General features: G+C 55.4%; 21 protein-coding genes. 19 read left to right on the top strand and 2 right to left on the bottom strand.

Going from position 1 to position 20818, the window contains the following annotated elements; all coding sequences use genetic code 11:
• Positions 1-428: 428 nt before the first annotated feature.
• The 13 genes from K0A93_11365 to K0A93_11305 all read left to right on the top strand — a co-directional run bounded on the left by K0A93_11365 (position 429) and on the right by K0A93_11305 (position 11419).
• Positions 429-1070 carry a DUF448 domain-containing protein gene (locus tag K0A93_11365; GenBank protein MBW6512688.1) on the top strand — a complete coding sequence of 214 codons (642 nt, stop codon included), beginning with the start codon at positions 429-431 and terminating at the stop codon, positions 1068-1070.
• Entirely contained in the window at positions 1070-3913 is a 2844-nt protein-coding gene (gene infB, locus K0A93_11360; GenBank protein ID MBW6512687.1) for a translation initiation factor IF-2, read from the top strand. The genes K0A93_11365 and infB overlap by 1 nt, the downstream gene beginning before the upstream one ends.
• Before the next feature lie 2 nt (positions 3914-3915).
• On the top strand, positions 3916-4209 hold the full coding sequence (locus tag K0A93_11355) for a DUF503 domain-containing protein (protein ID MBW6512686.1): 294 nt from the start codon (positions 3916-3918) through the stop codon (positions 4207-4209).
• A 4-nt stretch (positions 4210-4213) separates the two neighbouring features.
• Positions 4214-4603 (top strand): 30S ribosome-binding factor RbfA, encoded by a 390-nt coding sequence (gene rbfA / locus K0A93_11350; protein MBW6512685.1) that lies wholly within the window; start codon positions 4214-4216, stop codon positions 4601-4603.
• Positions 4566-5522 carry a bifunctional oligoribonuclease/PAP phosphatase NrnA gene (locus K0A93_11345; GenBank protein MBW6512684.1) on the top strand — a complete coding sequence of 319 codons (957 nt, stop codon included), beginning with the start codon at positions 4566-4568 and terminating at the stop codon, positions 5520-5522. The genes rbfA and K0A93_11345 overlap by 38 nt, the downstream gene beginning before the upstream one ends.
• A complete protein-coding gene (gene truB, locus K0A93_11340) occupies positions 5509-6453 on the top strand; it encodes a tRNA pseudouridine(55) synthase TruB (protein MBW6512683.1) in 945 nt (314 codons plus the stop codon). The genes K0A93_11345 and truB overlap by 14 nt, the downstream gene beginning before the upstream one ends.
• A gap of 74 nt (positions 6454-6527) precedes the next feature.
• Positions 6528-6812 carry a 30S ribosomal protein S15 gene (gene rpsO, locus K0A93_11335; protein MBW6512682.1) on the top strand — a complete coding sequence of 95 codons (285 nt, stop codon included), beginning with the start codon at positions 6528-6530 and terminating at the stop codon, positions 6810-6812.
• A gap of 223 nt (positions 6813-7035) precedes the next feature.
• The gene (pnp, locus tag K0A93_11330; protein MBW6512681.1) at positions 7036-9135 is read left to right on the top strand and encodes a polyribonucleotide nucleotidyltransferase; all 2100 of its coding nucleotides are present in this window, start codon (positions 7036-7038) and stop codon (positions 9133-9135) included.
• A 126-nt stretch (positions 9136-9261) separates the two neighbouring features.
• Complete coding sequence (gene dut, locus K0A93_11325) at positions 9262-9714, top strand: dUTP diphosphatase (protein ID MBW6512680.1); 453 nt, start codon at positions 9262-9264, stop codon at positions 9712-9714.
• Entirely contained in the window at positions 9707-9988 is a 282-nt protein-coding gene (locus K0A93_11320) for a DUF493 domain-containing protein (GenBank protein MBW6512679.1), read from the top strand. The genes dut and K0A93_11320 overlap by 8 nt, the downstream gene beginning before the upstream one ends.
• An 11-nt stretch (positions 9989-9999) precedes the next feature.
• On the top strand, positions 10000-10614 hold the full coding sequence (locus K0A93_11315; GenBank protein MBW6512678.1) for a threonylcarbamoyl-AMP synthase: 615 nt from the start codon (positions 10000-10002) through the stop codon (positions 10612-10614).
• A 38-nt stretch (positions 10615-10652) separates the two neighbouring features.
• Positions 10653-11027 (top strand): PDZ domain-containing protein, encoded by a 375-nt coding sequence (locus tag K0A93_11310; GenBank protein ID MBW6512677.1) that lies wholly within the window; start codon positions 10653-10655, stop codon positions 11025-11027.
• Positions 11024-11419: a hypothetical protein gene (locus K0A93_11305; protein ID MBW6512676.1), complete on the top strand. Its 396-nt coding sequence runs from the start codon at positions 11024-11026 to the stop codon at positions 11417-11419. The genes K0A93_11310 and K0A93_11305 overlap by 4 nt, the downstream gene beginning before the upstream one ends.
• Before the next feature lie 8 nt (positions 11420-11427).
• On the opposite strand, the gene K0A93_11300 is transcribed toward K0A93_11305, so the two are convergent.
• Both K0A93_11300 and K0A93_11295 read right to left on the bottom strand, forming a co-directional pair.
• Complete coding sequence (locus K0A93_11300; GenBank protein ID MBW6512675.1) at positions 11428-11901, bottom strand: tRNA (cytidine(34)-2'-O)-methyltransferase; 474 nt, start codon at positions 11899-11901, stop codon at positions 11428-11430.
• Positions 11898-12803 carry a lysophospholipid acyltransferase family protein gene (locus K0A93_11295; GenBank protein ID MBW6512674.1) on the bottom strand — a complete coding sequence of 302 codons (906 nt, stop codon included), beginning with the start codon at positions 12801-12803 and terminating at the stop codon, positions 11898-11900. The genes K0A93_11300 and K0A93_11295 overlap by 4 nt, the downstream gene beginning before the upstream one ends.
• Before the next feature lie 543 nt (positions 12804-13346).
• Between K0A93_11295 and K0A93_11290 the strand changes: the two genes are divergently transcribed.
• The 6 genes from K0A93_11290 to K0A93_11265 all read left to right on the top strand — a co-directional run.
• Positions 13347-13814 carry a transposase gene (locus K0A93_11290; GenBank protein MBW6512673.1) on the top strand — a complete coding sequence of 156 codons (468 nt, stop codon included), beginning with the start codon at positions 13347-13349 and terminating at the stop codon, positions 13812-13814.
• Positions 13815-14185: 371 nt separating this feature from the next.
• The gene (locus K0A93_11285; GenBank protein MBW6512672.1) at positions 14186-14581 is read left to right on the top strand and encodes a transcriptional repressor; all 396 of its coding nucleotides are present in this window, start codon (positions 14186-14188) and stop codon (positions 14579-14581) included.
• Between the two features lie 154 nt (positions 14582-14735).
• A complete protein-coding gene (locus K0A93_11280; GenBank protein ID MBW6512671.1) occupies positions 14736-15284 on the top strand; it encodes a hypothetical protein in 549 nt (182 codons plus the stop codon).
• A 131-nt stretch (positions 15285-15415) separates the two neighbouring features.
• Entirely contained in the window at positions 15416-18271 is a 2856-nt protein-coding gene (locus tag K0A93_11275) for a DUF11 domain-containing protein (protein MBW6512670.1), read from the top strand.
• 328 nt (positions 18272-18599) lie between these two features.
• Entirely contained in the window at positions 18600-18944 is a 345-nt protein-coding gene (locus tag K0A93_11270; protein ID MBW6512669.1) for a DUF559 domain-containing protein, read from the top strand.
• 547 nt (positions 18945-19491) lie between these two features.
• The coding region (locus K0A93_11265; GenBank protein MBW6512668.1) for a hypothetical protein at positions 19492-20818 on the top strand (1327 nt) is incomplete at its 3' end.

The raw sequence follows: 20818 nt of genomic DNA, 5'->3' as shown, positions 1-20818 counted from the left end.
CGCCGTTGAGACCCAGGACACTGTTCCCTACGCCAGTTATACGCGCGACGCGTTGTATGCACTGGCGAAAGAGCACAAGCTGCCGGGGCGCAGTGGTATGAATCGCGAAGAAATGCTCGAAGCACTGCTGGAAATGGGCGTTATCCCGGTCGAAGAAGCGGTTACGGGCGAGACCGCCACTGCCGAGGTTGACAATGACAATGGCAATGACAATAACAATGACGCGCAGGAAGTCACTGCCGATGATGCGTCACTGGTGTTGTTCAACCCATCGTTGTACTCCGGCTACGGTCGCGATGAACTCTATGAGCTGGCAAAAGTCCACAAGGTTTCAGGGCGCAGCAACATGAACCGCACCGAACTTCTTCGCGCATTGTGGAAACTCGATGTTCTGGCTGAAAGTGTTGATCAGGCCGGTGTTGCGCTAAATGCTGATGAGCCGGTTGCAGCAAGCGACGGAAGTGCCAGCGGGGAATAACCGGTTGTCAGAACGTCAGCATCCGCCACAACGCATGTGCCTTGCCTGTCGCACTTCAGCCGACAAGCAAACGATGCTCCGTTATGTGCTGTCGCCGACGCGGGAACTGGTGGTTGATTATCGCCAGAAGCTTCCGGGGCGAGGGGCATATACCTGCTGCACGGCCAAATGTGTTGCGCAGGCAGCGAGTCGTAAAGGATTCCAGCGGGCCTTTCGCGATGCTATACTGACGGTCGATTCGGTCGAGTTGCAGGCGACGATCGGGCGTATCATCGAGCAGCGACTGATTAATCTGCTCGGTATGGCGCGTAAAGCGGGGCGATTATTGATCGGCGCAAATCAGGTGGACGATGCCTTGCGCCACGGAAAACGGCTTGGCTTGCTGATCATTACCGTTGACGCATCAGCCGCCACAGAAAAAAAACTCGTAGCACGCGCAGACAAAATCGCGGTGCTTCGATTAATGGAAAAAGTGGCGCTTGGAGCGCTTTGTGGAAAGTCACAAACCAGTGCCGTCGGTCTGAAGTCTGATGATTTAACGGCAAGTATATTGAGTGAAGTTACGCGATTTCGGGAGTTTGAGGTACATTAATGGGCAAGATCAAAGTACAACAGCTGGCGCAAGAACTGGGGATTGAAAACAAGGAGTTGCTGGAAAAACTGGCAACACTGGATATCCCCGCCAAAACCTCGGCGAGTTCTTTGGAGGTTGATGACGTGAAGCGCGTCAAGGAAGAGATCTTGGCACACAGCGTGGAAAAGGTCGAAAAAGTAGAAGAACAGCGTATCAATTCAGGGATCATTCGTCGACGTCGGCGCGAAGTTCCGCCGCCGGATGAAGCAATTGTTGAGACACCGGTAGCTGCCGCACCGAAAGAAGCAGCAACACCAGTGACCGCTGATGAGTCCGCGGCAGAAAGAACGTCAATTGATGAAACGCTGACGACGATTCCGGCTAAGGACGCTGCTACCGAGAAAAAGCCCGTCAAGAAATCGGTCGGAGACGCCCCTGTTTCTGAACCTGTGGTTGAAATCAAGACACCGCCAGCGGATGTTCAGACTGCTGTTGAAGTTTCGGAAACGGTACCGAAAACGCAGAAAACGGATCCGGGCGCAACCAAAACTCCCGCTGCAAAGGCCAAAGAGCGACCCTCTTCCTCTCATGCAAAAATCCTTGGACGGGTCGAATTGCCGCAACCGACACCGCCTCCGCAACGTCATGAACGTTCCGCTGGAGGCAGACCTGCCGGTCCTGGAGGCAGACCTGCCGGCCCTGGTGGCAGACCCGCCGGTCCTGGTGGCAGACCCGCCGGTCCCGGTGGCAGACCTGCCGGCCCTGGTGGCAGACCTGCCGGCCCTGGTGGCAGACCTGCCGGTCCTGGTGGCAGACCTGCCGGCCCTGGTGGCAGACCTGCCGGCCCTGGTGGCAGACCTGCCGGCCCTCCCTCTAATATGCCGGTTCCGACCGATGAGCTTGAGGGGAAGGACAGTAAACGTTCGAAAAAGAGGAAGAGTAAAGCAAAGGGTGCTCCCGGTGTTGATTTTGAGGGTGGCCCCCGCAAGACACGTCGTGAGGTATATGAGCCGGATCGCGGTGATCGTCACCGTAAAGCGCGCCGATCACCCAAACAGACCAAGAAAACCGAGATTACTGTTTCCAAGGCGATCAAGCGGGTTATCAAGATTTCCGAATCGATTACCGTTGGCGAACTGGCCAAGCGGATGGGGGTTAAGGCCAACGAGTTGATCCGTGAATTGATACGTCAAGGTTCGATGGTGACGATTAACCACCCTCTCGATTACGAAACTGCCGCCTTGCTGGCGTCTGAATTTAATTATGAAGTTGAGAATGTGGCCTTTGATGAAGTAAGTATTATCGAGCATTCGAGCATCAAGGGGGTCGAGGAAGAAAAGATCGAGGACATGGAAGAGCGCCCTGCGGTAGTGACGATCATGGGGCATGTTGACCACGGCAAAACCAGTCTGCTTGATGCTATCCGCCTCACCAATGTGACCGATGGCGAGGCCGGTGGAATCACCCAGCATATCGGTGCCTATTCGGTTGAGCTTGACGGGCGTAAAATTACATTCCTTGACACGCCAGGTCACGAGGCGTTTACCGCCATGCGTGCCCGCGGTGCGCAGGTGACAGATATTGTTATCGTTGTTGTTGCTGCGGATGACGGGGTAATGCCCCAGACCAGAGAAGCCATCAACCACGCCAAGGCAGCTGGAGTGCCGATTATTGTCGCGGTGAATAAAATCGACAAACCGAATGCGAACCCGGATCGGGTGAAGCAGGAGATGAATGAATTTGGCTTGGTCCCGGAGGAGTGGGGGGGCGAGACAATATTTGCCGAAGTTTCCGCTAAAATGAGAACCAATCTGGAAGGATTGCTGGAGATGATCCTGCTCCAGGCTGAAGTTCTTGAATTAAAGGCGAACCCCAAAAAACGCGCCAGTGGCACAATTGTCGAGGCCCGTCTTGACCGGGGTCGCGGGCCGGTTTCGACCATTCTGGTTCAGGAAGGAACGTTGAAGGTCGGCGATCCGATCGTCGGCGGAGCCTATTTTGGTCGTGTGCGTACGATGCTGGATGATCGCGGCAATCCGCTTCAGGAAGCTGGACCGTCTTGTCCGGTTGAAGTCACCGGCCTGACCGGTGTCCCTGATGCCGGAGACACCCTCAATGCGCTTGATGACGAGAAGACGGCACGCGATGTTGCGCAGCACCGTCAACAAAAAATTCGCGAACTGGAACTGGCCAAGCACAGCAAGATATCGCTCGATCAGCTTTACGCGCGAATTCAACTGGGCGATGTCAAGGAACTCAAGGTTGTTATCAAGGCTGATGTTCAGGGGTCACTTGAAGCCGTCAGCGAATCTCTGGCGAAGCTGTCAACTGACGCCTGTCGCCTGGTGGTGATTCATACCGCAGTCGGCGGGATTACCGAAAGTGACGTGACTCTGGCCGCGGCATCAGATGCCATTGTGCTTGGTTTCAACGTTCGCCCTGAAGTGAAGGCGAACTCTCTGGCCGAAACAGAAGGGGTCGATATTCGTCTCTACAACATCATTTATGATGCCGTTGCCGACGTGCGTGATGCCATGGAAGGGCTGCTGGCTCCGAAACTTGAAGAACGCTATCTGGGCCGCGCTACAGTGCGTGACACATTCAGTGTTTCGAAAGTGGGGACGATTGCCGGTTCTTATGTGATTGACGGCAAAGTCATCCGCAATGCCCATGCACGGTTGTTACGTGACAATGTTGTTATCTGGACCGGGAAACTGTCATCTCTGAAACGATTCAAGGATGATGCCCGCGAAGTTGCCACCAATTACGAGTGCGGTATTGGCCTCGAAAATTACAATGACATTAAGGTTGGTGATATCGTTGAATTTTTTGAAATAGAAGAAGTCAAGGCAAAACTGTAAAGATGGTTGTCGGGGTTTTGCGCCTGGAGCTGCATCTGCATGGGCCCGAAAACCTCAAGGGAAAACGCTCAGTTGTCAAACGGTTGCTCGGCCGTTGTCGTGAGCGTTTTCCTGTCTCTTGCGCCGAAGTTGAGTTTCATGATCTCTGGCAACGCACCATGCTTGGCTTTGCTGTGGTCGAACATGATGAGCCCGCAATTACCGCGCTGTTTCAAAAGATTGAAGTTGAAATCCTGCGCTCGGGCGAACTTGATATCTGCGCCACAAAGAGCGAGTTTATTCACTACAAAGGATGACATTATGGGGGCCCCCCGTGCACAAAAAATTGCCGATATGATTCAACGGGAAATTTCCGCACTGATTTTGAAAGGGCTGAAAGATCCGCGTATCGGGTTTGTGACGATTACTGGTGTTGATATTACCGACGATCTGCGTCATGCCAAGATCTTTGTCACCGTGATCGGTGCCGAGGAAAGTAAAATTGCGTCTCTTGAAGGCTTGAAACATTCGGTTCCTTTTCTTCGTCGCCACCTTGGACGGGAGCTCCGGATGAAGTTTGCTCCTGAGCTGCACTTTGAATATGACCAATCCCTCGAATACGGCAACCGTATCGAAAATATCCTCAAGGAAATTCACCGTGACAACGACGAAAATGATGCAAACGATGCAAACGATCCTACAGCTGATTGAAAACAACCATCGGTTCCTGGTTGCTTCTCACGAAGGTCCGGACGGTGATGCAATCGGGTCAACAGTGGCGCTGACGAACCTGTTGCGCGACGCAGGAAAAGATGTTGTCGCTTATAATCGTGACGGTCTCCCCAAAGCATTTTCTTTCTTGCCAGGGAGTTCGCAGCTGTGTGACGAGATTGGCAAAACGGAACCGTTCGATGTCGGATTCATCCTTGATGCCGGGGAATTACGCCGCGCCGGAAGTCATCTGCGTGACTGCTGCACGGTACTGGTCAACATCGATCACCATCCCTATTCTGAAGATTTTGGTGATGTTTATTGTCTGGATACTGCCGCGGCGGCAACCGCAGTTATCATCTACCGGCTTATTGTTGCCGGGAAAATGCCGGTTTCGCTTGACGTCGCCACCTGTCTTTACGTGGCGATCCTCTCTGATACCGGCTCGTTTCGCTATTCCAATGCCAATGCCGAAGCTTTTTCCATCGCCGGTGAACTTGTTGCCAAGGGGATTGATACCTGGGAAGTTGCCAGTGCCCTTTACGAAACCCAGCCGAAAGAACGCCTCCAGTTGCTGGCACAAGCGTTAGCGACGCTGTGCGTATCGCCCTGCGGCCGTTATGCTTCAGTCGCAACGACACTTGAAATGATGCAGTCGACGGGCTCCGGCCCTGAACACACCGACGGCTTCGTCAACTATCCCCGCGCCATTGAAGGGGTCGAAGTGGCCATTTATTTTCGGCAACTGGATAACGATCAATTCAAGGCCGGGTTTCGCTCCAAAGGGCGGATAGATGTTGGCGCACTGGCCCGTGAACTTGGTGGTGGTGGCCACTACAATGCTGCCGGCGCCACCGTCACCGGGTCCCTCAATGCAGTCCAGACCAAGGTTTTTGCACGTCTTGATGAACTCCTTTAACGCTCCCCCTGAAGGGCTGCTGATCATTGACAAACCGGCTGGAATGACCTCGCACAGTGTTGTCAGTCGGCTTCGTCGTTTACTGAATACGCGGCGCATCGGTCACGCCGGAACACTTGATCCACTCGCCACTGGTGTCCTGGTGGTGGCGGTGGGGAAGGTGACCCGGCTCCTCGAATTCATGGTCAGCGACCATAAAAGTTATCGTGGCGAGTTGCAGTTTGGCACGACAACAGACACGCTTGATCGCGAGGGGAAAACACTTGAATCCTTTCCCCTTGATGGCCTTGATGAATACCGTGTTCGGCGCGCTGCGGAAAGTTTTGTTGGCACGATTCAGCAGATTCCGCCGATGTACTCGGCAATCAAGCAGAACGGGGTGGCTCTGCATAAACTGGCGCGAAAAGGGATTGAAGTTGAGCGCCCGCCGCGAACGGTAACGATTTCCCGTCTGGATGTGATCTCGTGTGATCTGCCGCGAGCGGTGATTGACGTTGACTGTTCCAAAGGGACGTACATCCGCACACTCTGTGCCGATCTTGGCGAAAAACTCGGCGTCGGGGCGCATTTAACTGAACTGCGGCGCCTGAGTTCCGGCCCGTTCACCAGTGCGGAAGCGATCGGACTTGAAGCGTTGCGCGAGCAACTGGAGTCTGGCGGAGTCCCCCCTCTGATTGCGCCACTTGAGGCTTTGCGTGGATGGGTTGTCGGTCAGATCAACGAAAATGGTCTGCAGAAGGTCAATGAGGGGGTCCCGCCGACACGTGACGATCTTGTCAGCATGCCGCAATGCGGCCCCGGAACGCGCCTGGCACTGGCCTGCCACGATGAATTGGTTGCAGTGGCTCGTTTTGCTCCGGAGCGTACCCGTGAAACACGTGGAGATTTCGAACTTATAAAGGTTTTTCCCCGCGCTACAGGCACATTTTGATCTTTACAGCGGTGCTTAATTGTGATAGATAACGAACCCTGCCGATCGCTGTTTTGCGGCGGTAAATAAACATCATGAAAGGAGGTGGCAACGTGTTAGCCACTGAACGCAAGCAAGAACTTATTAGTGAATTCAAGACCCACGAGAGCGACACCGGTTCTCCTGAAGTGCAAATCGCAATTCTGTCCGCGCGGATTACTTATCTGACCGAGCATTTTCGTACGCACAAGAAGGATCATCATTCCCGTCGTGGTCTGCTGAAAATCGTTGGTCAGCGTCGTCGACTACTCGATTACCTGAAAAAGAAGAACGTCGATCGTTACCGCGAAGTAATCACCAGACTGGGTATTCGTCGATAAAACCTGGGCAGCAGTTACTTCCTGACAGAAGTTTGCTGCCTTCGGTTTTTTCAGCATAAGGAGGATGTCCGGAGAGAGTTTCTGAATCGTCCCCGAACGGTTTCAGCGTCTGTCTCAGGCCACCCTCCTTCGCCGTTTGTAGCGGCATTCCCTCTGCTTCATGTATCCAGTCGTAACAGGAAACCCCGTAGCGATGCCAATCGCTCGGGACAAGGAGAAAAAAATGGCTTATCACAAGGTTGAAGTTGAATTCAACGGGCAACCGTTGACGATTGAAACGGGCAAGATGGCCCGCCAGGCCGACGGCGCAGTCGTCCTGAGTTACGGTGACACCAAGGTGCTGTGCACCGTTGTTTCCGCACACAAGATGCGCGACGGGCAGGACTTCTTCCCGCTCACGGTCAACTATCAGGAAAAATTTTACGCCGCTGGCAAGATCCCGGGTTCTTTCTTTCGCCGCGAACGCGGCACGACAGAACGCGAAACGTTGATCTGTCGTCTGATCGACCGACCGATGCGTCCGCTCTTTCCCAAGGGCTACATGTTTGAAACCCAGATCATGCCAACAGTTATTTCAGCTGACCTGGTCAATGACCCTGATACCCTGTCGATGGTTGCCGCGTCGGCTTCGGTAGTGATTTCCGATATCCCGTTCAGTGGGCCGATTGCCGCTGTGCGCGTCGGCCGGGTTGCAGGTCAATTGATTGCCAATCCGACGCGTGAGCAGATTGCGCAAAGTGACATTGAAATCATCGTCTCCGGCTCCAAAGACGCGGTAATGATGGTGGAAGGCGAAGCCCACCTTTTTTCTGAAGATGATATGCTCGAAGCAATCTTCTTCGGGCACGAGTCGCTGCAACCGTTGATTGACATTCAGACCGAACTGCAGCAACTGGTTGGTAACCAGAAACGTGAGTTCGCCCTGCCGGCGGTCGACACTGCACTGGAAGCGAAAGTCACCGCCCTGTCCGAAGCGAAACTGGCAGCTGCCAACAAGATCCAGACCAAGCAGGAACGCTACGCCGCCGTTGACGCGATCAAGGCCGAAGTCAAGGAAGCCCTGGCGGAAGAATTCGAGGGTCGCGGTGGAGAAATCTCCTCGATTCTCAGCGCGGTGGCCAAGCGCGTTGTGCGTCAGATGATCCTTAAAGACAATGTGCGGATTGATGGTCGAGATGTGAAAGCGATTCGTCCGATCAGCTGTGAAGTTGGCGTTCTACCCCGCGCCCACGGTAGTGCACTCTTCACGCGTGGTGAGACGCAGGCGCTGGTCGCTGCCACCCTCGGCACCTCCGGTGACGAGCAACGCATGGACAACATTCAGGGGATGGAATTCAAAAAATTCCTCCTCCATTACAACTTCCCTCCGTTCTGCGTTGGGGAAACCAGCATGCGCCTCTTTCCGGGACGACGTGAAATTGGTCACGGGATGCTCGCCGAGCGTTCCGTAGCCTCGATCCTGCCGAGCTATGATGACTTTCCGTACACGCTGCGGATCGTTTCCGATACCCTCGAATCGAACGGGTCTTCCTCGATGGCCAGTGTTTGCGGTTCGTCTCTGGCGCTGATGGATGGCGGTGTGCCGGTCAAGGAAGCGGTTGCCGGAATCGCCATGGGCTTGATCAAGGAAGGAGACGACGTTGCCGTTCTCTCCGACATCCTTGGTGACGAAGATCATCTCGGTGATATGGACTTCAAGGTTACCGGTACCGCTCTCGGCATCGCGGCATTGCAGATGGATATCAAGATCACCGGGGTTGACCGGGCCATTATGAAACTGGCGTTGGCTCAGGCCCGCGAAGGACGGATACACATTCTGGGTGAAATGGCAAAAGCGATTGCTGCTCCGCGCACCGATCTGTCTGCCTATGCGCCACGCATCACAACCATTCGCGTCAAGCCTGATCAGGTGCGGATGGTCATCGGTACTGGTGGCAAGAACATCCGTGGCATTATCGAGGCGACCAGTTGTACGATTGACATCGAAGACGATGGCCGCGTCAACATCGCGTCCGCCGATGGCGAAGCCTGCAAGAAGGCCATCAAGATGATCCGTGATCTGGTTGAAGAGCCGGAAGTTGGCAAGCTCTATCAGGGAGTAGTCAAAAAAATCATGGAATTCGGCGCATTTGTCGAAATTATCCCCGGCACCGATGGCCTGGTACATATCTCCGAACTCGACAAGGAACGGGTCCGCAATGTTTCCGATGTTGTCAAGGAAGGGGATGTCATTCTCGTCAAGTGCATCGGTGTTGATCGTAGCGGCAAGATCAAGTTGTCTCGTAAAGAAGCCATGGGACAGACGCTGCCCGAAGCAGGGTGATCCCGACAGAACCAGAGAGAATCAAGGGTGACGGGAATTTTCCGTCACCCTTTTTTCGTCAACGACTTATGTTTGACGCACCTGCGCGAAAACGTTAAGATTGCTTTTCAGAACTGGGTTGTCAAGATGAAGAAACCACTGTTGAAAATCAAAAGACTGCGTGCAGAGGCTCTTCTGCCACGCTACATGACGAATGACGCGGCGGGAATGGATCTGTGTGCGGTGACCGATGGACCGCTGACCTTGCAGCCGGGAGAACGTGCCCTGGTTCCGACGGGACTGGCCGTGGCCATTCCGCCCGGTTTTGAGGGGCAGGTGCGACCGCGTTCCGGTCTGGCCTTGCAACAGGGGGTGTCGGTGCCGAATGCTCCGGGAACGATTGATGCCGATTACCGCGGTGAGTTGGGGGTGATTCTGATCAACCTCGGTCAGGAAGCGGTGACGATTGTTAGCGGTGATCGTATTGCGCAGCTGGTGATCGCCCCGATCGTGCAGGTTGCAGCGGTGTGGGCAGATGAACTCGATGAAACCGGTCGCAATGGTGGTGGTTTCGGGCATACGGGAGTTAATGGTGAGTAAGCCCGTCTGCACTGATTTAAATCAATTACTCGAATTCCCGTGTGATTACGGTGTTAAGGCTTTCGGCCCGACGTCCGATCCGGTCTTTGCTGACGCTGTTCATGCGGCGATCAATAGCGTTGTTCCGCTCGCCCCTGATGCCATGACGTCTCGTTCCAGTGCGCAGGGCAGCTATCAGTGTATCACGGTGCTGGTGCAGGTCGCCAGTGTCGAACAAATTCACTCAATCTATGCCGCACTGAAACAGATTGCCACCCTTAAATATGTGCTTTAAACGGAGTTGTTATGTTGGTGCGTCTGAACCCGGAAAACCCGCAACCACGCTTGATCAAACAGATTGTCGAGGTGTTGCAAAAGGGTGGGGTTATTGCTTATCCGACCGATACGATCTATGGTCTCGGGTGCGATATCTTCAATCAAAAGGCGATCAAGAAGATATATCAGATCAAACAGCGGGACGCTCGCAAACCATTTTCGTTTGTCTGCGCCGATATTGCCGATGTAACCCATTACGCACAGGTCAGTAACTTTGCTTTCAAAATTATGAAACGGCATCTGCCTGGCCCCTATACCTTTGTCTTGCGCGCTACCCGCACTGTGCCCGCGCTGTTAATGACAAAGCAGAAAACTGTCGGAATCCGGATTCCAGGCAGCCCGATCGCATTGGACATTGTTCGTGAGTTGGGGCATCCTCTGGTGACAACCAGTGTGAATCTTGCTGGTAGCAGCCCAATCGTTGAGCCTGACGATATTCATGACGAACTCGGCGCAATGCTTGAGCTGGTCGTTGATGGCGGCATTACGCATGGGGAGCCATCGACGATCATCAGCTTGCTTGATGATTTTCCTGAAGTATTGCGGGTCGGCAGCGGGCCGGTTGATTGGCTCGAAAATTTATGAGAAAATTATGCGTATCTTTTTGTTTTTTAAGCATTTTATTGCTTAATTTTATTGATGTTTATGCGGCTGAAAAGCAGCTTGCCGGGGTCGGGGTGCAGGTCACTCCGACCAGCGGCGGCGAACTGGTTATCATCAGGGTTGTAGACGGCACACCTGCCGCCAACGCCGGACTGCTGCCCGGTGATCTGATCGACCGGATCGGGGTTTCTGCGCTAAAGGGAATGGCCTTTGAGGATATAATTCGTCACCATCTGCATGGGCCGACGGGGAGTACCATCGAATTATTTTATCGGCGACCGGGGGTTGCCGGGGAACAGCGAGTGATGATGACGCGAAAACTGCTCACGCGTCCCCAGAATGATCTGCCGGGCGTTCAATCGATGCAGCTCGAAAGTGGTGGCGTAAGCGAATGAGTCCCGGCAAAGAAATTACCGTTGTGCTTTATCGCCGTGACTTTGAGAACCCTGACTGGAGCTATCCGGTCGATGAAGAGGCGCTGGCACGATTTGTTGAAAAGCTCAGCGCGCAGCTGGAAGCGCTGGCGGTGCGTGTCGAGTTTATCTGCCAGCCGGAGCAATGTACACGCGTCAGAGGTTATGGTGATTTACTCAATGCCGTCCGGCTACGCTCGCCACAGGACAATATTGCAAATCTCTGTCTGGGGCATATCCTCGGCCCGAGCGATAACCGCGACCTGTTTGAAGATATTCGGCGGGGGGTGACCCGGGTTGCGTTTGCACCTGAAATGATTGAACCGGAGGGGAGCAACAAGAGAGTCTGTCACAACTGTGGGTGTGGCTGTTAGCGCTGTCCTCAGACCAGCGCGTCGGTCTGGCGTAACGCTTCGTAAAGCACAATACCGCTTGCTGTTGCCAGATTGAGACTGCGTACCGCCGGATGCATGATCGGTATGCGGATTGAATACTTTGCATTTTCTGCCAGTAGTGCATCAGGCAGTCCGTACGATTCCTTGCCAAAAACCAGAAAATCCCCCCGCTGATAGTTGACTTCGGTATAGATGCGCTCGGCTTTCTTTGACGCATACCAGAAGTGCCCCTCAGGAAATGTCGCCCGCAACGTTGCAAAATCATCCCACCGCTGCACCGTAACCGCGTGCCAGTAATCCAGCCCGGCGCGTTTCAGGTGTTTGTCGTCGATAGAAAACCCCAGTTTTCCGATTAGATGAAGGTGCGTTCCGGTCGCCGCGCACAGACGCGCAATGGAGCCGGTATTGGGGGGGATTTCAGGCTCGATCAAGACAATATGAAAGGGGCAGGCAACGTTCATTCCGGGTCAGGTCCCATGGGCCGCCAACGCTGGTGAACCCAGAACCACTGGGGAATATTTTTGCGAATAGCGGCTTCAATAATATCAGTCAACAACTGGGTATTGATGCGGAGCTGTTCGGGATCGTCACTGTTTCCTGCGAGGATCAACGGAGGCTGAATTTCAAGGATGTAATCGTCACTGCGGGTGCGGGTCACAAAGGTGGGGACCACCGGTATTCCGCGCTTCATCGCAATTTGTGTCACAATGGGTGTTGCCCAGCAAGGTCGATTAAAGAAGTTGACCCTGGTCGCCTCCGACGGGGTGGTATGTTGATCAAGGAGAATGCCGACCATGCGGTTTTCCGCCAGCGCTTTGACAATTTTGCGCGCGCCGCGATGTCGGTCGATGAAGCGGCAGCCGTGCTTTGAGCGGGTTTCCTGAAGCAGCACGTCAAGTCGCGGATTTTTCAGTTTGCGCGCCACAAAGTCGACAGAATAACCGAGATTGGGGAAGTGTACCGAAGCAATTTCCCAGAAACCAAGGTGCGCGGAAAGAAAAATAACCCCCTTGTGCAGAGCAAAGGCTTCCTTGAGATGCTCTTCGCCGATCACCTGAACCTCGGCCTCGACCGGCATGCCCGGTTGCAGGCGGGTCAGGCGCAACATTTCGATGGCGCTCACGCCGAGATGCATAAAATGTTCGCGCAGCAGTGTCCCGATTTCTGTTGAGGATTTTTCAGGGAATGCGCGACGCAAATTATCCTTGGCCAGATTAACCCTTTTTTTCATCACTTGCAGGCTGAGCAGCCCCAGCAATCGGCCCAGCGCAAAAGCTGCCTTGCGTGGCAGAAGATTGATCAGTGCGTTGGCGCCAAGGTAAGCGTAATATTCAAGAAAAAATCGCGTTGCATTGTTTGCCATGAAAAATCCGCGTCATTGGTGGGAACAGAAGGTCGCGCGGCGACCAGTAAAGAGCTGGTGGCGGACGCGTTTCCTTGTTCAGACAAGATCGTTGATGCCGTATTTTTAAAATTGACGGCACTCTTTTGGAAGCATCATATTCGAAGATGAAAGTGTGGAACATATACCTTTAGTCACATGCGGTCAATCTTGATTTCCAGAACTCCGATAAGAGCAAAGTAAAAATTTAAGCGCGGGACGCCTTGGGATGCGCGACGCGGCAATTTTTAAATCAGCCGGAGAGTGACAACGAAAGTCGGAAAAGACCGAGTGTTGAGGACATTGGTTCGACGACGATTCACTTCAGCCCAGTCAGAGACGCCCTGGACTAAATCCTCCAGGCTTTATTTTCGTGATTCCTCTTTTTCTCCTCAAATAAGATGATGATATCGCAAATGGTACCAAATAATCAGGAAAGGTAGGTCCGAATAATGTCGGAATCACCAATTGTTCGCGCCCTGATCTATGAATACGGATTCTCGCCAGAGGACATGGATCAAAAGCTTGCCGTTTCGTGACAAGGGACCGGGAAACCGGTCGGGAAGGAACAACAGCGTTGATTTCCACGGCAAAACTTTCAAGAACGACACCCGTGCCTCGACTACCGATCCGGAATCCCGGTTGTTTCGCAAAGGGAAAGGAAAAGAATCGAAGCTTTGCTACATGGGTCATGTCCTGATGGAGAACCGAAACGGCTTGATGGTGGATACTCGGTTTACCTTGGCCACCGGAACCGCTGAGCGGGAGGCCGCTGCAGAGATGGTTCAGGACATCCCCGGGACAAGGCGGGGCACGGTCGGTGCGGATAAGGGCTACGACACGGAAGAATTCGTCGCCACCCTGCGCAGTCTGGCGACTCCCCATAGGGCCCGGCACGGAGACACAAAACGGATTTTCAAAGACTACAAAAACCAGCTCAGCAGGAAAATCCAGCTTGTAAAATCGATCCGAGGATCGATCAAAGACCCGTAAACCTCTTTTCCAACGGCCTGCTAGCAGCCTGTCGGACTATACGGGCCGAAGCGAAAATTTGGATATTTGAGAACAAATTTTAGCTCATTTGCAGGGGCATAGCCGTAGCTATGGACCAAAAAGGAGCTGAAATATGGGCCAAACAGCTGGATTTGCAGCCGGCTCATAGATAGTCCGACAAACTGCTAGAGGCGTTCGATAAGGCCAACAGGGCCTCCGCAATCGATTTCAATCACTGACTATTGCAATAAACCGATCCATATGATAGGATTTTTGCCTAAGAATCATTACTCACAAATTATAATGATTTTAATTTACAGGGTCACTACAGGGTATATTTTATTCGAAATCTACGTTCAGAACTCGCCTCTGTGGGGCTCAAGTTAACCCCTCAGCGTCAGGCCATTTTTAGATACATCTCTAACCGCCGCGCCCACTCCTTGGGAGAAGAAATTTACAGGTGTGTTTCTCGTCAACACCCCGGAATTTCGATGGCGACTCTCTGCAATTTCCTCGGCGAACTGGTGAAAGTTGGCAAGGTAAAAGAATTGCATATAGAACCGGTACGCGCCTCATCCTGTATCCCTGCTCATCACTTCTACTGCTATGTCTGCGGTATTGTCACCGACTATTTATCTGTTTCCTCCCTGTTAAATCACATTAGCATCAAGAAGAGTGATAATATGGAGAAATACCATCTGCGAGATTACTCTCAACCGCACAGGCATTTGCCGCAAATGCAAGGAGGATATCGGCAATCGGCGTGAGGAATGAGATCGACAGGAAGGTTAGGAAAATCAAGGGGTGCGCATCGGGGTGCCTGCAGACACACCTGGCAACAGGCGCGGTCGGACGGCGCGTCGGCGTGAAGCAACGAAATATTAACCTCATCAAAATAAAACAATGAAAGGAGAAGATGTAATGAGATCAGTAACGGCAACAGTAAAAACCGTCTTCGCAGCTACGGCAGTGCTGCTCGCCCTGGCGATGGCAGGGGCGTCACAGGATGCGGCTGCCCAGACGGGAGACCCCCTGCAGGTCATCCTGACCCTTAAAAATGTCGAGGTGAACAGCCAGGGGCAGGAGGCGCTGACCGAAGCGACCAGGGTCAAGCCCGGCGACCTCGTGGAATACCGGGCGGTGTATACGAACAGCGGCAAAGTACCCATGCGCCAGCTGACGGCCACCCTGCCGATCCCGGAGGGTCTGGACTATGTCGCGAACAGCGCCCGGCCGGCCGGCGCCCTGGCCTCTGCGGACGGCAAGGAGTTCGCCCCTGAGCCTCTCAAGAGGACGGTGGAGAAGGACGGCAAGAGCGTCACGGAGATTATCCCCGCCAGTGAATATCGATTTTTGCGCTGGGAAGTCAAAGCCATAGATCCCGGCAAGGACTTCGCGGCCCGTGCCCGCGCAAAAGTCTCTCAAGCAACCGCACAGCCCGCCCCGCAGCAGGCTGAAGGCGCCCGTTAGGGGGGGGACCATGAATGGCATCTGACGTGATAACGGGCCACCGTTACAGACAACGAAATAGAGGCGCCGCAAGGCAATAGTTTCAATTATTATCGATATGTTAACCACAACAACCACAAAGGAGCAGAAAAATGAGACACTTCAAACTATTAACCTTTATTAGCCGGCCTGGCCCGGGCGTGCAATGGTGCGCCCTGGCCATTTTCGCGCTGCTGTCCCTGTCGGCGACCGCATCCGTTATGGCGGCGACACCGCTCGCGGGGTCGATCATCGGCAACCAGGCCATCGCCAACTACACCGACGCCAGCGGTCAGACCCAGACCACCACGTCCAACCTGGTGGAAACCACCGTGCTGCAGGTCGGCAGCCTTACCCTGGTGACGGACAACACCAAGACCGCCGCCGTCGGCAATACGGTCTATATGCCCCACACCCTCACCAACACCGGTAACGGCAACGACTCGTTCGTACTGTCAACCAGCGACTTCGGTGCGGAAGACAGCGACTTCGCCACCGTCAACATTTTTCTCGACGCCAACAGCGACGGCGTGCCCGACGGCACGGTGCCGCTGGCAACCGGCCTCGGCAGCACCTTCACCACCCCCAGCCTGCCGCCGGGAGGCACGTACGACTTCGTGGTCGCCATGACCGTTCCGTCAGGAAGTACTGGTGCGGATCAGATCACCGTGACCGCCACGGGGAGCACCCTGGCGCTTTACGACGGCAATGGAAATGGGACTTTCGGTGAAACTGGCGACAACGTCAAGACCAACACCGACACCCTGACCGTCACGGCCGCCGCCGCCTTCCAGGTCACCAAGGGAATCAGCGCGACTCAGGGGCCGACCGGCGTAACGCTTACCTACACGCTGGCCTTTACGAACGTCGGCAGCACAGCAGGAAATCTGGCTCTGTACGACGTGATCGGATCCGGCGCGACAGCCGGTTACAAGTATGTTGCGGGTAGCGGCAGGTGGAGCGCCGGCGGCGACACGGTGCTTACGGACGCTTCGGGTAATGCCCAAACCAGTGGCGACATGACCGCACGTTACTCTGTAAGTACCACGGGGAGCGATCCCGATACCGTTACCAACATTTCGGCCACCATCGCCGATATCGGCGCCAACACGACCAGCAGCATCAGCTTCCAGGTCCTGGTGGAAAATACCGCCGTGGTCGGAGTCAGCACCACGACCAACACCGCCATGTACGGAATCGACGCCACACCGGGCGATGAAACTGACAACAGCACGGATGCCACCTTCCAGACCAACCTGTCGTACTACAACGTCCTGCCCGGCTACAGCGTCGTCCTGAACGACGGCACGAACGCAAGCGGTGTCCCGACGGACGGCGTCAACACCCGACCGGTGAATACAGACACAGACTCTCCCGATAACCCGGACCTGCTTTACGAGGCCGCAGCAACCCTGGGTCAGCCAATATTTTTCCCCAACGTCGTCTGGAACACCGGCACCACGACCGATACCTTCAATATTACGGCCACACAGGCTCCTGCGAGTAGCTGGCCCGTAGGCACTTCCTACCAGCTCTTAAGGACGGCGACCGGCGCGCCTCTACTCGACACCAACGGCGATGGCATCCCTGACACCGGCCCCCTGGCGCCCGGTGAGTCCCTCACTGTCTTTATGAAAATTACGCTGCCGCTAAGCGCCTGTAGCGGCGGCTGCCCGTCTGGTCCTTTTGACTTCGAGAAGAAGGCGACCTCCGTCGGTGATATCACCAAAACAAACACGACCTACGACCGCGTCGGCAGCCTGAAAGAGCCGACGGTGGACCTGGCCAACAGTGCCGGCACGGCTGATCCCAACGTCAATCAGGATGCCATCGGTGCTGCAGCCACCAAAAGCTATTCGGTTCAACCAGGCAAATCTGTTGTCATCCCCCTTTTCGTGCGTAACGAGGGCGGCATACCTGACACCTACGCCCTTACCTACTCCGGCTCCACCGCCTTCAGTCCGACCACCAACCTCCCGGCTGGCTGGACGCTGCAGTTCCACGCCGATATCAGCGGCGCAAAGAACTGCTCCATTATCGGCTCGACGATTAGCAATGTTGGCCCCGTGGCGGCCGGCGCCGAGACCACCGTCTGTGCCGTGGTGACGGTACCCGCCGACTCCCTGCCTGGCGAGACCTCTGTTTACTTCCAGATCAAATCCGCGGCGACCGGCGCTTATGATAGGAAGTGGGATGCCGTGGACGTAAATTTAGTCCCGAGCATTTCAGTGGCACCCAACAACGTCGGTCAGATCTATGCGGGCGGCACCGTGGTCTATTCACAGGCCATGACCAACTCCGGCAACACCACCTGCACCGCCGACCCAAACACGGTCACCTTCACCACAACCCAATCCCTGGCGAGCCAGGGGTGGACCTTCGTCATGTATATTGACGTCAACGGAAATGGTCAGATCGACGCGGGAGACATTCCCCTTTCAGGCCCCACGATGACATATCAAGACGGCGACGACAACTTATTCACTCCGGGTGAAACCTTTAAGGGACTGGTCAAGGTGTTTGCGCCGGCCGGTGCAGCCGCCGGGTCCGTTGATGTGGTGTCATGGTACCTAACCGATGGTTGCGGAACTATCAGCAACACGATTACCAACACCACCACCGTGCTGACCGGTCAAGTGCGTCTGGAGAAAACTCAGGCGCTTGACGCTGATTGCGACGGTACCGCTGATGTTCTTTATACCACCAACAAGCTCAACGCCAAACCGGGGGAATGCATCATGTATCAGGTGACTGCCACCAATCAAGGAAATGGAGATATTAACAACTTGACCATTGAGGACAGCTTGCCGGCGTACACCGATCAGTACCCTGTTGCTACCGGTACTCCCAATCCCGCCTGTACCATGGGAACGGCAGCATACGCTGCCCCGACCTTCAGTTGCTCGGGCATCACCCTGACGCCTGCCAGCAGCGCGACCGCGACCTTCAGCGTCAAGGTCCGGCAGTAGTGCGATGAGAGAAAAGCCCCCCTCCCTTGACGGGAGGGGGTTGGGGGGTGGGTGAAGCAGCAAATTACCCCCCACCCTAACCCTCCCCCGCAAGGGGGGAGGGAAAAAGACAGGGGGAGTTGCTGGCAGGCAGCGTAAACCAAGTCCCTTTCCCCTCCCCTTGACGGGAGGGGATTAAGGGGTGGGGGAAGCAGCAAATTACCCCCCACCCTAACCCTCCCCCGCAAGGGGGGAGGGAAAAAAAGGGGGAGTTGCTGGCAGGCAGCGTAAACCAAGTCCCTTTCCCCTCCCCTTGCGGGAGGGGATTAAGGGGTGGGGGAAGAAAGCAATGAAACCACAGAGTCCCCTTAAGGCATTTGCCAGAGAATTGAGAAACAATAGCACGGACACAGAGCGTCTCTTATGGCGGTATTTGAGAAACAGTCAACTGGAAGGCATCAAGTTTCGCCGACAGCAGCCGGTTGCAGCATACATTGTGGACTTCATATCCTTTGACAAAAGGATTGTTATAGAGCTTGACGGCGGACAGCATGCGGAAAAGAATGAATACGATCAAAAGAGAGATGACTGTCTGCGCGCCAACGGATTTATTGTATTACGATTTTGGAACAACGACGTAATGGAAAATATTGAGGGTGTGCTGGAGGTTATCAGGCGGGAGTGCCTGAGGTGAGTACCCCCCACCCTAACCCTCCCCCGCAGGGGGGAGGGAAAAAGACAGGGGGAGACACACAGCGGTTCCCTCCCGCTTGAAGAAACTCCCCCCTCCCTTGACGGGAGGGGGTTGGGGGGTGGGTGAAGCAGCAAATTACCCCCCCACCCTAACCCTCCCCCGCAGGGGGGGAGGGAAAAAGACAGGGGGAGACACACAGCGGTTCCCTCCCGCTTGAAGAAACTTCCCCCTCCCTTGACGGGAGAGGGTTGGGGGGGTGGGTGAAGCAGCAAATTACCCCCCCACCCTAACCCTCCCCCGCAGGGGGGGAGGGAAAAAAAGGGGGAGTTGCTGGCAGGTAGCGTAAACTAAGTCCCTTTCCCCCTCCCTTGACGGGAGGGGGTTGGGGGGTGGGTGAAGGGATTTACGGTGAATGCGGTTTAAGTGAAGTTGCAGTTTAACTGCTCAGATCGCATTCTGCGGTGAGGTTGCCGTTTTAAAAATTATGGAAATAAAGTCCTCACATACCCGAGATGATCGGTTTCGCAAGCGGCGGTTCAATCCAGCCTTGGCGATGTGCCTGATGCTGGCCGTGCTGCTGGCGGCCTGGGCGTTTGCCCTGCCCGCATATGCGGCAGCGCCGCCCGCCGGGTTTGTGATCAATAACCGGGCGGAGGCGACCTACATCCCCGCCGGCCACAAGCTGCCGGAAACAATCAGCTCCAATACCGTCAGCGTTGAAGTCGCGGCTGTGGAAGCCCTGGCTCTGACGCCCGACTGGACGGCGAACCGCCCGATCGGCGCCTGGATCGCTCTGCCCCACGTCCTCACCAACACGGGGAACGTCGCTTCCACCTATAATTTCACCCTGATCAACCTCCCCGGCGACGGCTACGACCTGACGAATCTCAAGCTGGTCCTGGACCTCAACGGCAACGGCGTGGCCGATCCTGACGAAACGGCCCTGCCGCTCGGTGTTCCCGGTTTGTCGCTTCCGGCTGGTCAGTACGCTTCGCTGCTGGTGATCGGTCTGATCCCTTTGGACGCAGGGAACGCGAGCGCCCAGCTCCGCCTGACCGCAACCACCACGAGTGCGGCGCCTGTTGCGGCTATCAATACGGACACCATCCGCACCGGCAGCGTGGCCTCCGTGCTGCTGACCAAGCGGGCCGACCAGGCCGGGAGCGTCTATCCCGGCATGACCGTCAACTACCACCTGGTGGCCACCAACACCGGGAACAGCCCGGCCGCGCCCAGCCCGATGGCCGGCCCGATGGGCACCCCGATCCTGATCGACGGGGCGCCGAAAACTGTTTTTATCATCCGGGATGTGATCCCCGCGGGCGTCGGCTACGTGCCGGGCAGTCTGGCCACCAGCCTGCCCAATGCAATCAAGCTCTACCGGCTCCCCGGCGACCCGCCTTTCCAGTACCGCACCAACGGCGACGATGCCGCGGCGATCGAAGTGGCGGCGGCCTCCACCGCCTTCAGTCTGGCCCCCAACGTGACCACCGACATGAGCTTTGCCGTCCGCGTCAAGACGGGTTACAGCGGGCCGATTGACAATATCGGGGATGCCTTCTTCGATGACGGCATGGGACCGGTCAAAAGCAGTTCCAACCAGATCGCCCTGCAGGTTCCGCTGGAACGCATCGGCCTGGCCAAGCGCGCCGGCGTGCCGGTGTACGAATATGACCCGGCGACCGGTGTGCCTCTGGGAACGGCGCGCATCCGCTTCAGCTTTGTTCTGGAGAGCTTCAGCGCCAACCCGCTCTACAACGCGCAGATCACCGATGTCCTGGAAGGCGCGGGGCGGTTCGGCAGCTATGTTGCCGGTTCAACGCCCGCTCCGGGGCAATACACCATCGTGGCGGGATCCATGAAGGCGGCATCCC

It is taken from the genome of Desulfuromonadaceae bacterium, assembly GCA_019429445.1.
Classification (GTDB): Bacteria; Desulfobacterota; Desulfuromonadia; order Desulfuromonadales; family JAHYIW01; genus JAHYIW01.
The sequence above is the reverse complement of the archived record's forward strand: the minus strand, read 5'-3'. Positions and strand labels throughout refer to the sequence as shown.

What these genes read in the sequence shown, in the direction of transcription:
- K0A93_11305 (MBW6512676.1), top strand. Translation starts at nt 11,024, where the DNA reads ATGAGTCCCGGCAAAGAAATTACCGTTGTGCTTTATCGCCGTGACTTT.
- K0A93_11365 (MBW6512688.1), top strand. Translation starts at nt 429, where the DNA reads ATGCTGATGAGCCGGTTGCAGCAAGCGACGGAAGTGCCAGCGGGGAAT.
- K0A93_11345 (MBW6512684.1), top strand. Translation starts at nt 4,566, where the DNA reads ATGATGCAAACGATGCAAACGATCCTACAGCTGATTGAAAACAACCAT.
- pnp (MBW6512681.1), top strand. Translation starts at nt 7,036, where the DNA reads ATGGCTTATCACAAGGTTGAAGTTGAATTCAACGGGCAACCGTTGACG.
- dut (MBW6512680.1), top strand. Translation starts at nt 9,262, where the DNA reads ATGAAGAAACCACTGTTGAAAATCAAAAGACTGCGTGCAGAGGCTCTT.
- K0A93_11315 (MBW6512678.1), top strand. Translation starts at nt 10,000, where the DNA reads ATGTTGGTGCGTCTGAACCCGGAAAACCCGCAACCACGCTTGATCAAA.
- K0A93_11270 (MBW6512669.1), top strand. Translation starts at nt 18,600, where the DNA reads ATGAAACCACAGAGTCCCCTTAAGGCATTTGCCAGAGAATTGAGAAAC.
- rpsO (MBW6512682.1), top strand. Translation starts at nt 6,528, where the DNA reads ATGAAAGGAGGTGGCAACGTGTTAGCCACTGAACGCAAGCAAGAACTT.
- K0A93_11280 (MBW6512671.1), top strand. Translation starts at nt 14,736, where the DNA reads ATGAGATCAGTAACGGCAACAGTAAAAACCGTCTTCGCAGCTACGGCA.
- rbfA (MBW6512685.1), top strand. Translation starts at nt 4,214, where the DNA reads ATGGGGGCCCCCCGTGCACAAAAAATTGCCGATATGATTCAACGGGAA.
- K0A93_11355 (MBW6512686.1), top strand. Translation starts at nt 3,916, where the DNA reads ATGGTTGTCGGGGTTTTGCGCCTGGAGCTGCATCTGCATGGGCCCGAA.
- K0A93_11295 (MBW6512674.1), bottom strand. Translation starts at nt 12,803, where the DNA reads ATGGCAAACAATGCAACGCGATTTTTTCTTGAATATTACGCTTACCTT.
- infB (MBW6512687.1), top strand. Translation starts at nt 1,070, where the DNA reads ATGGGCAAGATCAAAGTACAACAGCTGGCGCAAGAACTGGGGATTGAA.
- truB (MBW6512683.1), top strand. Translation starts at nt 5,509, where the DNA reads ATGAACTCCTTTAACGCTCCCCCTGAAGGGCTGCTGATCATTGACAAA.
- K0A93_11300 (MBW6512675.1), bottom strand. Translation starts at nt 11,901, where the DNA reads ATGAACGTTGCCTGCCCCTTTCATATTGTCTTGATCGAGCCTGAAATC.
- K0A93_11275 (MBW6512670.1), top strand. Translation starts at nt 15,416, where the DNA reads ATGAGACACTTCAAACTATTAACCTTTATTAGCCGGCCTGGCCCGGGC.